The organism is Megasphaera massiliensis (assembly GCF_000455225.1).
Classification (GTDB): Bacteria; Bacillota; Negativicutes; order Veillonellales; family Megasphaeraceae; genus Megasphaera; species Megasphaera massiliensis.
Genome location: NZ_HF954538.1, coordinates 75207 through 90161 on the forward strand (window position 1 = coordinate 75207; position 14955 = coordinate 90161).

The window sequence follows — 14955 nt, forward strand, 5'->3', positions numbered from 1 at the left end:
GTGATTTTTTTATATGCCGTAATAAAAGCGTCTTATTTCGTACCGAAGATACGGTCGCCGGCATCGCCAAGACCGGGAACGATATAGCCCTGGTCATTCAAGGTATCGTCAAGGGCGGCGACGTAGATGCGAACGTCAGGGTGATCGGCGTTGACCTTCTGAACGCCCTGAGGAGCGGCTACCAAGCACATGAGCTTAATGTTCTTGATACCCTTATCCTTGAGCAGGGTAATGGCTGCCGAAGCACTGCCGCCGGTAGCCAGCATGGGATCGACAATGATGAAGTCGCGGTTTTCAACATCAGGCAGTTTGCAGTAATATTCAACCGGTTCCAGAGTCTGCGGGTCGCGATAGAGGCCGATATGACCGACTTTCGCCATGGGGATGAGGTTCAGCATCCCCTGAACCATGCCCAAACCGGCGCGAAGAACGGGGACGATGCCCAGTTTCTTGCCGCTGATCTGCTTGCCCGTCATCGTAGCGACCGGCGTTTCGATGGCTACATTTTCCAACGGCAGGTCCCGCGTGATTTCATAGCCCATGAGCATGGTGATTTCTTCTAAGAGGTTGCGGAAGTCCTTCGACCCCGTTTCTTTTTTGCGCATGAGCGTGATTTTATGCTGAATAAGCGGATGATCCATTACTTGTACATGCATGTGTGAATACTCCTTCCTCATTTATCCATGTCGGCAATTTTGGCAACGCGTTCAGCGTGACGGCCGCCGTCAAAACCGGTGGACAGGAAAATACGAACAATTTCTCTGGCCAGGCCCGGTCCGATAACGCGGCCGCCCATGGTCAGAATGTTGGCGTCGTTATGGCGGCGGCAGAATTCTGCCGAAAAGGTATCGTGGCAAAGAGCTGCCCGGATGCCGTGAACTTTATTGGCCGCAATGCCGATGCCGATGCCGGTGCCGCAAACGAGGATGCCTCGGTCAAAGGTACCGTCGGCAATAGCTTCGGCAACTTTTTTGGCAACGTCGGGATAGTCGCAGCGATCGCCGCTCAAGGTGCCGTAGTCGGTAAATTCAATGCCTTCTTCTTTCAAATATTCTTTGATATTTTCCTTCAGTTCAAATCCGCCGTGATCGGCGCCAAGTACTAATTTCATCATTAAATCCTCCCTGTCTGTGTGCTGGTGTAATTCTATCTTATTATACATCTTCCCGGGCTTTGCGAAAAGCCTTAATCAACGACGATGACATGACCGCCGGCAGCTTTCTTCATGCGGTTCATGATAGCAAGGCCGAGCCCTTCATCATCGACGCCTTCGGCTAAGATGACGTCGACGACGTCGCTGTCAAAGGAAAGGAGACCCGTATAGAGCTGGTTAGCCAAGGCTTCTTTGTCGTCGTGATGGCCCCAGACGTACATGTTTTTATGAGGAAAATGACTGCCTACTTCTTCACTGACCAAGAAGCCGACGGTCTTCCCTTCTGCCTTAAGTACTTCATACAGAGACTGCAGCTTTTCCGTTACCTTGTCTTCCGTCCCTACGACGACAGTCATCGGTGCTGACGGTGCATAATGGCGGTACTTCATGCCAGGCGCCTTGGGAACCCCCTTGCCGGTCACCAAGGTCGTATCCATTTCAACAATGGGCACGATTTCCTTGAGCATTTCAATGGTAACGCCGCCGGGACGAAGGATAGTTACCTTGTCGTCGCCATTGCATTCAACGATTGTCGATTCAACGCCGATGTGGCAGGGACCTCCATCAATGACCATATCGACACGGCCGTCCATGTCGTGCATGACTTCAGCCGCCGTCGTCGGACTGGGACGAGTCGATAAGTTGGCGCTGGGACCGGCTACAGGAACGCCGGCATAGCGCAGAAAAGCCCGGCAGATATCGTGATCAGGGCAGCGCAGGGCCACCGTATCGAGGCCTCCCGTAGCCGCATCGGGAACGATGGGTTTTCTGGGCAGGACGATGGTCAAGGGACCGGGCCAGAAATAATTCATCAATTTCTGCGCCGTCGGCGAGATGACTGCCGCTGCCTGAAGGGCCCCTTCTTCGTCGGGAACGGTCAAAATCAAAGGATTGTCACTGGGACGCCCTTTCGCTTCATAAATACTGCGGCAGGCGTCGGCATCAAGGCCGTTAGCACCGATTCCATACACCGTTTCCGTCGGAAAGACGACCAGTCCGCCGTCACGAATAATCCTTCCGGCTTCTTCAAGAATCTCCTTCTGTTGCTCTATATCCGTAATTTCTACAAGTTTCGTCTGCTTCATGATCTATTACTCTTTTCTTGTAAATAACAGGACTCTGTCAATGCCGCCATAATCTTTAACGGTCTGTTCATGGTCATAGGCACCGGTCCGGCAGAAAATGTCGATGACATCCGGGGCTTGGCCGGCCCCGATTTCGACGGCACAGTGGCCGCCGCCTTTGACATAGGACGGCGAGGTCTCAGCCAGTCTCCGGTAAACAGAAAGCCCATCGTCACCGCCGTACAAGGCAAGTTCCGGATCATGGCGCACTTCAGGCTGAAGATCTGCCATATCCTGAGCCGTCAGATAAGGCGGATTCGACACCAGCCAGTCACAGGCCATGGCCGGGACCTCCGTGAAAAGGTCACTTTCAAGCCAGGTTACGCGGTCGCTAAGACCCAAGGTTTGGCCATTCTCGGCGGCCACGGCCAAGGCCTTCGGGGAAATATCGACACCAAATCCCGTCGCCTCCGGTAAGTACGACAAGAGACTGAGAACAATGGCACCACTTCCCGTGCCGATGTCGATGACGACAGGCTTTGTTCCCTTAGCCGCCGCTATCACGGTTTCTACGAGCATCTCCGTTTCCGGCCGCGGGATGAGCACATCCTGGCTGACCTTAAAATCAAGTCCCATAAAAGCCTGGTTTCCCAAGATATGGGCGACGGATAAACGGCTCCCCCGCTTTTTCACCAATTCCCGATACGCCGCCAGTTCTTCACCGTTCATGGGCTCATCGTAATGGGCATATAAATAAATCCGCTCTTTTTTTAAGACATGGGCCAAGAGAATCTCTGCATCCAGACGCGGTGAATCGATGCCTTTTTCTGCAAAGTACTGCTGAGTCCATTGCAGCAAGGCACCGATGGTCCAAATCTTATTCATTTTCTGCTTCTTTCATCAGTTCAGCTCGGCGAGTTTCAGCCAGAGCCTGAATAAATTCGTCGATATCACCGTTTAAGACGTTATCGAGTTTGTACAAAGTCAGGTTGATACGGTGGTCCGTTACCCGGCCCTGGGGGAAGTTGTACGTGCGGATTCGTTCACTACGATCACCCGTACCGACCTGGCTGCGCCGTTCTTCCGTCAGTTCGGCGTCCGCTTTCTGCTGAGCCTGATCGAGGAGACGGGCTTTCAAGACGCGAAGAGCTTTGGCCCTATTTTCCAGCTGCGACCGTTCGTCCTGACATTCGACGACCATGCCCGTCGGAATATGGGTCATGCGGACGGCAGAACTCGTCTTATTGACGTGCTGACCGCCGGCACCGGAGGCACGGAAATAATCGACGCGGACATCGTCCATATTGAGATCGATTTCAACGTCTTCTGCTTCCGGCAGAACGGCAACAGTCGCCGTTGACGTGTGGATACGGCCGCCGGCTTCGGTAACGGGGACACGCTGAACGCGGTGGACGCCCGATTCATATTTCAGCTTGCCAAAGACACCGGATCCTTCGATAGAGAATACGACTTCTTTAAAACCGCCCAATTCCGGTTCGTTAGAGCTGATAATACTCGTCTTCCAGCCGGGCTGCTTTTCGATATATTTCATATACATGCGGAATAGATCGCCGGCAAAGAGGGCTGCTTCGTCGCCGCCGGCACCGCCGCGGATTTCCATGATGACGTTTTTGTCATCCCGCGGGTCCTTGGGCAGCATGAGGATGTGCAGCTGATCTTCAAGGTCGGCCTGTTCTTTTACAAGGCCGTTCATTTCTTCCTTAGCCATGGCCATGAGGTCATCATCGCTGTCGGGGTCGTTCAAGATTTCCTGATCCCCTTCTATCGTATGGGTGATGTCCTTATACTTGCGGAACGTTTCGACAAGGGGCATGAGCGACGCATGTTCCTTCGTCAGCTTCTGCCATTCTTCCTGACGGGCAATGACCGCAGGGTCGCTGATCTGCTGTTCCAGGTCCATGAATTTATTCTCCACGGCCTGTACTTTATCCATAAATGAGCTCATAATTCTCTCCTTACTTTATCTCTGTAACATCGCCGTCGTCAGCCGGTTTCGCAGCCTTCATAGCTTCGATGGCAACTTCTATCTGGTCGGGATGCGGTTCACGGGTCGTCAGATATTGAAGCCACAGACCCGGTCGGAATATGGTTTGAATGACGGGATTCGTCGTGCGCCCGGCCAGGCGTATCATTTCATAACTGATACCGGCAACGACAGGCATGAGGACGATACGGGACAAGACACGTTCGATGAAACTCGGCCAGCCCAAAAAGGCAAAGACGAAAATCGACACGACCATGACGATGAGCAGGAAATTCGTGCCGCACCGCGGATGGAGGCGGGTATGACGCATGACATTTTCAACGGTCAATTCTTCACCGGATTCATAGGTCCAAATCGTCTTGTGTTCGGCTCCGTGATACTCAAAGACCCGGCGGATGTCTGCCGTCAATGAAATGGCCCATATATATAATAGAAATATAGCCAGGCGCAAAATCCCTTCGACGACATTGAGCCGAAAGGCACTGTCCGTAACGCCGGGAATAAATTTAGCAGCGTACGTAGGGATGACCAAGAAGAAGACGATAGCCAAGAGGACAGAAATCCCCATGGTGAGGGCCATTTGCCAGCTCGAAAGCTGTTCCTCTTCTTCACCGGCAGCCTGTGCCGAATAAGAGAGGCTCTTCATGCCGTATATGAGGGACTCGACCAAAGCTACGGTTCCCCGCAAAAAGGGTTTCTTCAGAATCGGAAACCGTTCGGAAATGGACCGAATAGGCTCTTTTTTTACCGTAATTTCACCGGACGGTGTCCGAACAGCCGTGGCAATCGTTTGGGGACTGCGCATCATAACCCCTTCGATGACAGCCTGACCGCCGACATAAATCTTCGGTTTCTTCAAAGCGTTACCTCCCTTTCTCTACATACAAATAGAGCAGAGCATTTCTGCTCTGCTGCCCACTTGTACTGCTGATTATTTACCTGTTTTACCATAACGTTTATTGAACTGTTCGATACGGCCACGAGCCTGCTGAGCACGCTGCTGACCCGTAAAGAACGGATGGCACTGAGAGCAAATTTCAACACGCAGTTCCGGTTTCGTAGAACCTGTTTCAAACGTATTGCCGCATGCGCAAGTTACCTTGGCATTCGTATAATACTTCGGATGAATACCTTCTTTCACCACTTACACCTCTTTCTATATCAATCATTCAAAACCTATGCTAGAATAGTTTATCACATCGGGCCTTGAATTGCAAGGAAAATATCGATGGGTTCACGGGATTCCGATCACTCCATCAGATGTCTCAGAAGGAGACGTCAACAACGGACTCCCCCTCTTTATATACTATATAACATTATATATCTTCTTTAAAAGTACTGCCGATTCCTTATTAAAAAGAGACACTTTCACTGTCTTCGGGCATGATAGAATCGGACACACCGTGCATAGTCCAAAAGCTGCACAGGCCATGATGCGGCAAAACGGCGTGAGCGACGCCATCCATGTAGGTAAAGAAAATGTTAGCCGCAAACACATTTTTGATGAAAGATAAAAAAAGACGACCACTTTCGTGATCGTCTTTTTTCTTATGGCGGAGAGCGTGGGATTTGAACCCACGATAGAGCGTTCGCCCTATACATGATTTCCAATCATGCTCCTTCAGCCACTCGGACAGCTCTCCATGCTTTATATATCGCTTACTGTATTCTCGGGATAAATACCGATATATAAAATGGTCGGGGCGACAGGATTTGAACCTGCGACCTCTTAGTCCCGAACCAAGCGCGCTACCAAACTGCGCCACGCCCCGTTACCTGACTTATATATAATATCACACTGGAAGAAAATGTCAAGTTTTTTCTTTATCTAGACCGCAATTTTCCCTCCCCGGTGAAGGGATTTCCAAAGAAAACCGCCGACGACGGTAACGCCCAACAAGACGAGTTTCATCGCTGTCGGATTAGCGGCTGCCCAGCCGACATACTGCGCTAAATACGGGTCCGTTGCCACCATGCCGCCGGAAGCCCAGCCGAGGATAGCTCCGCCGATATAGACTAAAATAGGGAACCGGTTCATGACTTTAACGACGACAGTGCTGCCAAAGACGATGATCGGAACCGAAATGAGCATGCCGAACATCAAAAGGCCCCAGTGGTTATTCGTGACCCCGACGATCCCCAGTACGTTGTCTAAACTCATGAGGGCATCGGCCATCATAATCGTCCGCACAGCCGCCCATAAGGAGTCCTTAGCTTCGACGTGGATATCTTCGGCGGCCTCATCGGCTCCGATGAGCTTGATGCCAATGAAAACGAGCAGGACGGCGCCGAGTGTCTTCAAAAAAGGCACCTGGAACAGCCAGGACACGATAAAAGCCATGATAAATCGCAGGATGATAGCCCCTGCCGTTCCGTATAAAATAGCTTTCTTTTGCAGATGTGCAGGCAGATTTTTAGCTGCCATGCCGATGACGATCGAATTATCGCCGCCTAAGGCCAAATCGATGAGCACGACTTGCAGAATCATGGTGATGTCGAATACCAGTGTTGTTTCTAACCCTGCCAAGGCAATTCCCCCTTTTATCCATGCCAAAACAATATCTCACTCATTATATGATACTTTATAGGTCATTGCAAGACAAAAACGGCTCCATAAAGGGTTCACCTTTACAGAGCCGTTTCATTATTCATGATCTTAATAATCAGCCGAAAAGCTTATTTTACGATAACCGATACGCCGTCAGGAATAACCGTGACTTTCGGTTCCTTAACGCCTTTTTCAGCCAATACGTCTTTTGCCATAGCCAAAGCTTCTTCGATGGACGAAGCGTATTTCATGTGCATGTCTTCAATCATCTGTTTCGGAGCTTCCGTAACCATGATGATCGTAAACCGCAGGAGCATACGCATGAGAATCTGAGCTTCCCACTGGTCAAAGACCGTTTCGTTGCGGCCGCGGGCCAGGATTTCATCCATGGCTTTCTGGAGAGACGTAGCATTCTTCAAGTTGTTGTAGAAGTCTTCGCCGCCGTGACCGTCGGAGCAGGACGATACATCGATGATGACGCCGCCATCTTTACACGTAGCTTCAGCAGCCGTCATGCCTTTTACGGACTGGTAAATGTTCTGGTCCAGAGGATAGCCGCCGTTGGTCGTGATGACGATGTCAGCCGGAATCGGTTTTACACCGGCCAATTTCATTTCAAAGTCGACGCCGGCATAGTGGGCTTCTTCGCGGTCGCCGGCAAAAGCAGCGATGACCTTCTTATCGGCATCGATGACGACGTTGCAGATGAATGCCAGGTTAGCTGCCTTCGCAGCGTAGAGCATATCTTCGTGAATCGGGTTGCCTTTCAAGATACCCGTACGGGCATTAGGGCTGGCGATGAATTCGGAGCAGTGGTTAGCCAAGACCGTAATCTTGCTGGCAATCCCCGGCAAAACGGATTTACGGCCACCGGACATGCCGGCAAAGAAATGAGGTTCAATGAAGCCTTCCGAAATGAGCAGATCGGCATTAGCAGCCAGTTTATTGATGAGGCATTCGCCGCCGGACGGCAAGGTACCGATGCTGACCATGTCTTCGTCGTTACGGCTGACATGGATGGAGAATTTTTCGTGTTCAGCAATTTCTTTACCGTATTTCGCGACTAATTCATCCTGCGTTGTCGGGCGATGCATCCCCGTTGCGATGAGGATGGTGATGTCGATGTCCGGATTTCCTTTGCGCAGTTCAGCCAGGAGCTGCGGCATGATGACATGGCTCGGTACGGGACGAGTATGGTCACTGGAAATAATGACGCAAGTTTTTTTACCTTTGGCCAATTCGCTCAGTTTCGGGCTGCCAATGGGGTTAGCCAAAGCATCGGCAACGAGTTCTTCTTCCGATTTCGGTGCTTTATATTCGTGAGCATGGGAAACGAGAACGCCGGCTACCTGTTCATCCGGCAGTTCAAATTTGATCTTTTCTTTGCCAAAAGGCACTGCAAACTTCTGCATACGTACACACCCTTTCTAAATCCGCGCTATTTTCATAGCATTTCATAGCTCTAAAGAGAAAGGGCAAAGCCTTGGCCTTGCCCTTTTCCCTTAGTATACAACTGTAAAACTTATTCTTCGACCGGAACTTCGTCGTTGATGCTGACAACTTTGCCCGGATTCATGATATTCTTCGGATCCAAGGCTTTCTTAACAGCTTTCATCATGCTGAGTTCAACCGGGTCCGTGTATTTTTCGAGGAGAGCTTCACGTTTGTAGCCAATGCCGTGTTCGCCGGAGAGGCGGCCGCCGAGCTGGTAAACGAGAGCATAGATTTCGCCCTGGATTTTCGGGAGCATTTCTTCCCATTCTTCCTGAGTGCGGTCATCTTTCAAAATATCGATATGGACGTTGCCGTCGCCGCAGTGGCCGGCGCAGTGCATAGCAACATTGTATTTTTCAGCCAAGCGGGAAATCTGCTGTACAGCGTCAGGGATTTCCGTCATGGGAACGACGATATCTTCCATGGAGAAGACTAAGCTGCGAGCGCGGTCAGCTTCGAGGTATGCTTTACGGGATTTCCAAATGACAGCCGGGTCAGCAACCAAGGAGTCGATAGCGTTGTTTTCTTCAGCCAATTCGACGATTTTTTCGCACTGTTCATCAAGAACGTCTTCACTGTCGCCGGCGATCTGGATGATGATGTAGTTACCGATGTCGGATTTCGGCAGTTTTTCATCGAGGAAGATTTCAACCTGTTTGATAGAAGCGTTGTCCATGAATTCGACGCAGACCGGAGTGATGCCGGCGCCCATGACTTTCGGAGTCAAAGCGATAGCGTCATCGAGGTTGTCGAATACTGCCAAGAGGTCCATCTGGTATTTCGGAAGAGCAACCAATTTGAGGTAAATCTTGGTGATGATGCCGAGGGTACCTTCAGAACCGATGAAGAGGTGCATCAGCATGTAGCCCGTAGCATTTTTACGGAATTTACCGCCAAGGGTTACAACTTCGCCGCTCGGAGTAACGACTTCCATGCCCATGACCTGGTCGCGGGTTACACCGTATTTAACAGCGCGGTTACCACCGGCGTTGGTAGCAACGTTACCGCCGATGAAGCAGGAGTCCCCACTGCAGGGGTCGCCGCCGTAGAAGAGGCCTTCTTTCTGAACGGATTCCTGGAGAACGGCCGTCGTAACGCCCGGTTCCGTAACACAGACCATGTTTTCTTTGTCGATTTCGATGATGTTGTTCATGCGTTCGATGGAGATGATGACACCGCCGAACGTAGCAACAGCACCGGCTGCAAGGCCCGTACCGGCAGCACGCGGAACCATAACTGTATCGTTTTCATAACAGAGTTTTACGACTTTAGAAACCTCTTCCGTCGTAGCAGGGAGAACGACGACCTGCGGTTCTTTCATGTAATGAGGGTCCGTTACTTCATCGTGGGAATACGGTTCGAGTTTTTCTTTGTCCGTATAAACGTACTTTTCGCCGACGATTTGTTTGAACTGTTCAATTAACTCTGGTGAAACTTTACCTTTTGCCATAATACATACCTCCAAATAATGAAAAGAATAAGCATAACACTTATTTACATCCGGAAAGGACTTCCAGATTAAGACCGAATATAACGAAAATATAAACTAGTCTGTTGTGTTTATTCTTCGTTTATCTCTTACAGGTATCATTATACTCTACTTTGCTATGCATGTAAATTACATTTGCACATTTTACGCATATCACTTTTCGATTGATTTGCACTATTCCATGATAACTTATCATAAGAGCAGTTTATTTTTAAATAAACCGGCAACAAACGAAAAACTTTAAATTGCGATTATTTTTACGAATTTTTACTATGCTTTAAAGTAATATTGTATTATTCCTATAAGGAAACGTTTCGTATGAGGAACATTTCACAACAGATTATATCACATTGTTCCTGTTAGAAAAAGGGTATGCTACATAGATATGCAGCATACTCTTTCATGCCTGCCTACTATATATCAGTTGACTAAGAAAGGAACGACGCTGGGAGCTACGATCGTGATGATACCGGCAATGACCAGCAAGAAGAGGCAATAACCGACAGTACCTCGCATGATTTCGCCTTCCTTACCGTCAGCAACGGCACCGACAGCACCGATACCAAGGGCAATACTCTGCGGAGAAAGCATCTTGCCGATACAACCGCCAAGAGAGCTGGCACCGGCAAGCCAGGGCTGACTCATGCCGAGGCTTGAGGCAACCGACGTCTGGAGCGGCCCAAAGAGAACGTTGGCGTTCGTGCACGACCCGGTGATGAAAGCACCTAAGCCGCCAACGAAGGGAGCGAAAACCGGATAACCGTTACCGGTTGCAAAGACGAGGGCATCGGCGATTTCTTTGGTCATACCCGAATAGGTCATCAGTTTCGCGACGACGACAACGGTGATGATCGTCAAGTACGTAAAGCGCAGGCCAACGAAGTTGTCTTTAAAGACCTGAGCGATTTTACCGATGGAAGCACCTTGATACAAGCCACCTAAAACGGAGGCAATGAAAATCATGATACCCGGAACGGCAATCCACGTAAAGGTGTACGGTTTGGCACCGGCACCGGCGTAGATCGGAACCGTCGTTTTAATAGAAGCCAGCGGTCCGTTGATGAACGGGAAGAGTTTCGACGTTCCAACGAGAAGGACGAAGATCAAGATGAAAATCATAGCAGCTTTTACGCCTTCTCCAAAGGAAACGGCTTTCTGATCATCAGTTTTGAAATCAACCTGATATTCCGGATTGCTCGTCGTCTTGCAGGCTCTGGAATAAAGGACGATAACAGCCATGATGATGATGGACGAAACCATGACCGGAAGTTCAGCACCGATGGTCACGGAAATGAGCAGCTGCGGAATAGCCAGGGCTAAACCAGAAAGAAGAGTAACGATTCCGACGCCCTTGATGGCTTTCAGGCCGCCGCCGATACAAATAACCATTAAGAACGGAACGATCAGATCGGGAATAAAGGATACGATGGAAACCTTCGTAGCCAAGACACCGGAATCAAGACCCGTAACAGCAGCCATCGTCGTCGTCGGAATACCGATGGAACCGAACGAAGGCGCTACAGCGTTAGAAATCAAGCAAGCAACGATGGTCTTGATCGGCGGATAGCCGAGGGCAACCAACATAGCTGCCGGAATAGCAACAGCCGTACCGAACCCGGCCATGCCTTCCATAAAAGTACCGAAGCCCCAAGCGATGAGCAGGAACAGTACACGTTTGTCTTCACTAACCGTGGTCAGCATCTGTTTGATAATTTCCAGGCTGCCCGTTGCAACCGTCAACTTATAGGCAAACAGCGCCATAACGATGACCAGCAAAATCGGCCAACATGCCAGGGCAACCCCTTCTAAGGCTGCCGAAATAGCGATGGGAACCGGCATGTCATACACGGCCACAGCAACAATAAATGCGATAATGGCTGCGATTGGGCACGCTTTCCAACCGGCCATCTTCAAGAATCCCAATGCTACAATGAGAAATAGAATCGGGAGTAAGGCCAAGATAACCATTACATAACACCCTTTCATAAAAAATACACGTGTCACGCCTTTAAGAGGCATGGGCTCGTCCATAAAAAATTATGGGCATCGCCGTTTCTCATATTAGATTGTATCCGGATACAGTTTCTATGCTTGTTATTATATACCTGAAAGTAATGTTTGTAAATTACATTTAGACATAATCATATGCCTATTTTCGATATAAATCACAACATTCTTTACTATTTTGCATATTACTCCGTAAAATTCTTGAGTTTATGAAGTAAAAATAATTAAATCTTATTTTTATTATTACTTTTTTGTAATTTTTAAATTATCTAAAAATCGCATAACAAAGCCGTTTATAAACGATTTATAACGAAAAGTGTCCCTCTATTTTACTAAAAAATAAAAAAATTACCCGGAGAAGGTTTTCAAACCTTCAACGGGTAATGAGATTAAAGATTTCTATTTTTTTCTGCCGAAGCACTGACAGCCTTCATGACCGCAGCCCGAAAACCGTTTTCTTCCAAAGTCTGTACGGCTTCAATGGTCGTACCGCCTGGAGAACAGACGGCATCTTTCAAGGCTCCGGGATGGGTTCCCGTTTCTAAGACCATCTTCGCCGCCCCTAAGACAGTCTGAGCCGCAAAGGTATAGGCCATCTGCCGCGGCATCCCTTCGCGGACGGCACCGTCAGCCAAGGCTTCGATAAACAAGTAGACATAGGCCGGACCGCTGCCGCTGAGACCGCAGACGGCGTCGATCAATTTTTCATCGACGACTTCCGCCTTGCCAAAGCTGGAAAAAATATCGACGGCATCAGCCGTTTCTTCTGCCGTCACCATGTCGTTCGACGAAATCGAAGCCATGCCTTCCCCGACCATGGCAGGTGTATTGGGCATGACGCGAACGATTTTAGTCTTCTCTCCGGCATAGCCGGCAAGGCTTTCCAGAGAGAGGCCGGCGGCAATAGAAATGAGAACCGTGTCCGCTGCCAGTCCGTCACGAACAGCATAAATCGCCTTCTCCATCATATTCGGCTTGACGGCCATAATAAGCGCATGGGAGAGCTTTGCTAATTTCAGCGGTGAATCGACGACAACAGCTCCCGTCTCTTTCGCTAAGGCATCCGCTTTTTCCCGATGGATATTGTACAGATAGATATGATCTGCAGCCATAGCCTTCGAAGCTACCAGGCCTTTGACGATAGCCTGTCCCATATTGCCGGTTCCGCAGACACCGATAGTTTTAAACATAAGCCCAATCCTTTCCTCAGCCGTTACTGCTGAACGCCGACGGCATCAAAGGTCGCTTTAATCTTCGCAGCCAGCCCCTGAATTTTTTTCTTGGAAACGGAGCAGACCGCCAAACGGATACCTTTTTCCAAAGGAACGAGGAAGATATTTTCCTTTTCCAATTCGTCACAGACTTTCTGAGCCCCGATTAAGGGGATGGTAATGAAGAATCCGGAAATATAGCGCAGATATTTTAAACCGCATTCATCGGCTTCCTTCATGAACAAATCGGCCCGTTCCTGAATAAGATGAAAATACTTGGCCCGTTCAGCATCGAGTTCAGCAACTTTAGCCGGATCCTTGCAGATATTAGCCATGACCTTCATGGCAGCGCTGTTGGAGTTAGACCACGTAGCACGGCTGGTATACTGGTTAATGGCAACAAATTCATCGGCAATATCTTTATTCTGGGTAATACCGATCATAGCCCCCATTCGCTGCCCATACATGGTAAATCCCTTGCTGCAGGTATAGGCCACGATGATGAAGACATTGTCCGGCATGTTACCGAATTTTTTGAAGAACTTGCGGCATTCATGTTTTTCACCGCTGTAGTCGAGATAAGCTACATCAGAGACGAAGATAATATTTTTATCCTGGCCTTTGACGACATCTTTCAGGAAGGACAGTACCTGATCCCACTCAGAGTCGGACAGACCAAAACCAGTCGGGTTATTGGCCGGAGAATTCATGATGATAACCGTGTTGTACTGTTTGGCAACCATAGCACTGACATGTTCTTTGAAGCTTTGGAAATTAAATTTCCCATCGTCCGTCAGTAAGTTGAATTCCCGCAGGTTACGCCCGTTATCGTGGCACATGGAACCGTAAGCACCCCAATGCCAGTCACTGGTCAGGATGTCATCACCCCATTCGGAGTAGTTGTGAATGACGTGATGGAGAACGCCAGAACCACCGGACGTAGCACAGGCACGAATGTAGCCGTCCGGACGAGATTCACCAAAGCACTGGTCAATGGCAGCTTCCAGATAATCGGGATAGCCCTGAATCGGTGCATAAGCGACGATTTCTTTCGGAGTCAAGGCCTTATAAGCTTTTTGCACAACATCGAGCATAACCAAATTGCCGTCTTCATCAAGCAAAGAACCGACGGTCCCGTTAATGACCTTATCAGCCCCTAATTTTTCTGTCAAAGCAACGGCTCGATTGTTGGCGCCAAAAATTTTATCTTCAGCACTCTTCCCCTTTGCCTGCGGTGCTGCAACACTTTTTACCATATGAATCAACTCCCCTTTCTTAGTTACATACACATTTATACCACATTCAAAGTAGAATGACAACAAACAGTCTCCATATATCTGCGATGTATTCAAAATACAAAGGATATACACGGCTTGTTGCTTATCCTTTTCTGTATCAGCATAAATGGCTTAAAATAATTGCATAAGTGCCCGAAAAAATCATTTTCTGACCAAATTATCAGTTACTATAATTATATGTATTATAGTGAATAGCTATTATTCAAAGAATGAAAAAGTAAGTGTGAAATCGGGATACGGGATTGGCACTGAATCATTTGGACTGCTGATTGGCAATGATTGCTATGGGATGAAAGATTGCAGTCAGTGGTCCGTAAAGATTTTAAAGGTAACAGGCAAGCACAAGGTGCTGATAACTGCAGTATTGAAAAAATCCGATATGTCTGGAATTCCCTGACAGTAAAACGGAACCGCAGGGTACTGACTGCGGCAGTCTGATTCTCTTTGACACTCATCCTTGCAAGAGGCCATATGGGCCAGTAACGGCAGTCTCGCGGTCTTTGGCATCCGTCTTAAAAGCTGCCACATCTAACTCTTACGGCAGACTAGTCGCTTCGCATCCGTCTTAAAGGCCTGTACATCATTTCGACAGCCGCAATACAGTCGTCTTCGACATCCGTCGTAATTTTTATTTCATGATTCATATAACAAAAGAAGCACTAGCATTTGCTAGTGCTTCTTTGCTG

The 14955-nt window shown here is 48.9% G+C and carries 13 protein-coding genes and 2 tRNA genes; all 15 read right to left on the reverse strand.

Going from position 1 to position 14955, the window contains the following annotated elements; genetic code table 11:
- Positions 1–32 precede the first annotated feature (32 nt).
- The 15 genes from upp to TX77_RS10390 all read right to left on the reverse strand — a co-directional run bounded on the left by upp (position 33) and on the right by TX77_RS10390 (position 14227).
- Positions 33–656 carry a uracil phosphoribosyltransferase gene (gene upp / locus TX77_RS10315; RefSeq protein WP_044505006.1) on the reverse strand — a complete coding sequence of 208 codons (624 nt, stop codon included), beginning with the start codon at positions 654–656 and terminating at the stop codon, positions 33–35.
- 17 nt (positions 657–673) lie between these two features.
- A complete protein-coding gene (rpiB, locus tag TX77_RS10320) occupies positions 674–1111 on the reverse strand; it encodes a ribose 5-phosphate isomerase B (RefSeq protein WP_044505007.1) in 438 nt (145 codons plus the stop codon).
- A gap of 74 nt (positions 1112–1185) precedes the next feature.
- Complete coding sequence (locus TX77_RS10325) at positions 1186–2238, reverse strand: L-threonylcarbamoyladenylate synthase (protein WP_044505008.1); 1053 nt, start codon at positions 2236–2238, stop codon at positions 1186–1188.
- A 6-nt stretch (positions 2239–2244) separates the two neighbouring features.
- Positions 2245–3102 carry a peptide chain release factor N(5)-glutamine methyltransferase gene (gene prmC, locus TX77_RS10330; RefSeq protein ID WP_044505009.1) on the reverse strand — a complete coding sequence of 286 codons (858 nt, stop codon included), beginning with the start codon at positions 3100–3102 and terminating at the stop codon, positions 2245–2247.
- Positions 3095–4183: a peptide chain release factor 1 gene (gene prfA, locus TX77_RS10335; RefSeq protein ID WP_044505010.1), complete on the reverse strand. Its 1089-nt coding sequence runs from the start codon at positions 4181–4183 to the stop codon at positions 3095–3097. Before prfA ends, prmC begins: the two co-directional genes overlap by 8 nt.
- 10 nt (positions 4184–4193) lie before the next feature.
- A complete protein-coding gene (locus tag TX77_RS10340) occupies positions 4194–5081 on the reverse strand; it encodes a DUF1385 domain-containing protein (protein ID WP_044505011.1) in 888 nt (295 codons plus the stop codon).
- Positions 5082–5153: 72 nt separating this feature from the next.
- Positions 5154–5363: a 50S ribosomal protein L31 gene (gene rpmE, locus TX77_RS10345; RefSeq protein WP_044505013.1), complete on the reverse strand. Its 210-nt coding sequence runs from the start codon at positions 5361–5363 to the stop codon at positions 5154–5156.
- 410 nt (positions 5364–5773) lie between these two features.
- Positions 5774–5865: transfer RNA gene (locus TX77_RS10355), tRNA-Ser, on the reverse strand.
- Positions 5866–5917: 52 nt separating this feature from the next.
- Positions 5918–5994: transfer RNA gene (locus TX77_RS10360), tRNA-Pro, on the reverse strand.
- Positions 5995–6050: 56 nt separating this feature from the next.
- Complete coding sequence (locus tag TX77_RS10365; RefSeq protein WP_044505015.1) at positions 6051–6749, reverse strand: TerC family protein; 699 nt, start codon at positions 6747–6749, stop codon at positions 6051–6053.
- Positions 6750–6898: 149 nt separating this feature from the next.
- A complete protein-coding gene (gene larA, locus TX77_RS10370; protein ID WP_044505016.1) occupies positions 6899–8182 on the reverse strand; it encodes a nickel-dependent lactate racemase in 1284 nt (427 codons plus the stop codon).
- A gap of 110 nt (positions 8183–8292) precedes the next feature.
- Complete coding sequence (locus TX77_RS10375; protein WP_044505017.1) at positions 8293–9714, reverse strand: FAD-binding oxidoreductase; 1422 nt, start codon at positions 9712–9714, stop codon at positions 8293–8295.
- Positions 9715–10173: 459 nt separating this feature from the next.
- Positions 10174–11721: an L-lactate permease gene (locus TX77_RS10380; protein WP_081651741.1), complete on the reverse strand. Its 1548-nt coding sequence runs from the start codon at positions 11719–11721 to the stop codon at positions 10174–10176.
- Positions 11722–12149: 428 nt separating this feature from the next.
- Positions 12150–12950 carry a pyrroline-5-carboxylate reductase gene (gene proC, locus TX77_RS10385; RefSeq protein WP_044505018.1) on the reverse strand — a complete coding sequence of 267 codons (801 nt, stop codon included), beginning with the start codon at positions 12948–12950 and terminating at the stop codon, positions 12150–12152.
- 23 nt (positions 12951–12973) lie between these two features.
- Positions 12974–14227, reverse strand: a complete 1254-nt coding sequence (locus tag TX77_RS10390; protein ID WP_044505019.1) for a pyridoxal phosphate-dependent aminotransferase — start codon at positions 14225–14227, stop codon at positions 12974–12976.
- Positions 14228–14955: the final 728 nt, after the last annotated feature.

Excerpts from the sequence above, each read along its gene's own strand:
- upp (WP_044505006.1), bottom strand. The coding sequence starts at position 656 with ATGCATGTACAAGTAATGGATCATCCGCTTATTCAGCATAAAATCACG.
- rpiB (WP_044505007.1), bottom strand. The coding sequence starts at position 1,111 with ATGAAATTAGTACTTGGCGCCGATCACGGCGGATTTGAACTGAAGGAA.
- TX77_RS10325 (WP_044505008.1), bottom strand. The coding sequence starts at position 2,238 with ATGAAGCAGACGAAACTTGTAGAAATTACGGATATAGAGCAACAGAAG.
- prmC (WP_044505009.1), bottom strand. The coding sequence starts at position 3,102 with ATGAATAAGATTTGGACCATCGGTGCCTTGCTGCAATGGACTCAGCAG.
- prfA (WP_044505010.1), bottom strand. The coding sequence starts at position 4,183 with ATGAGCTCATTTATGGATAAAGTACAGGCCGTGGAGAATAAATTCATG.
- larA (WP_044505016.1), bottom strand. The coding sequence starts at position 8,182 with ATGCAGAAGTTTGCAGTGCCTTTTGGCAAAGAAAAGATCAAATTTGAA.
- TX77_RS10375 (WP_044505017.1), bottom strand. The coding sequence starts at position 9,714 with ATGGCAAAAGGTAAAGTTTCACCAGAGTTAATTGAACAGTTCAAACAA.
- TX77_RS10380 (WP_081651741.1), bottom strand. The coding sequence starts at position 11,721 with ATGGTTATCTTGGCCTTACTCCCGATTCTATTTCTCATTGTAGCATTG.
- proC (WP_044505018.1), bottom strand. The coding sequence starts at position 12,950 with ATGTTTAAAACTATCGGTGTCTGCGGAACCGGCAATATGGGACAGGCT.
- TX77_RS10390 (WP_044505019.1), bottom strand. The coding sequence starts at position 14,227 with ATGGTAAAAAGTGTTGCAGCACCGCAGGCAAAGGGGAAGAGTGCTGAA.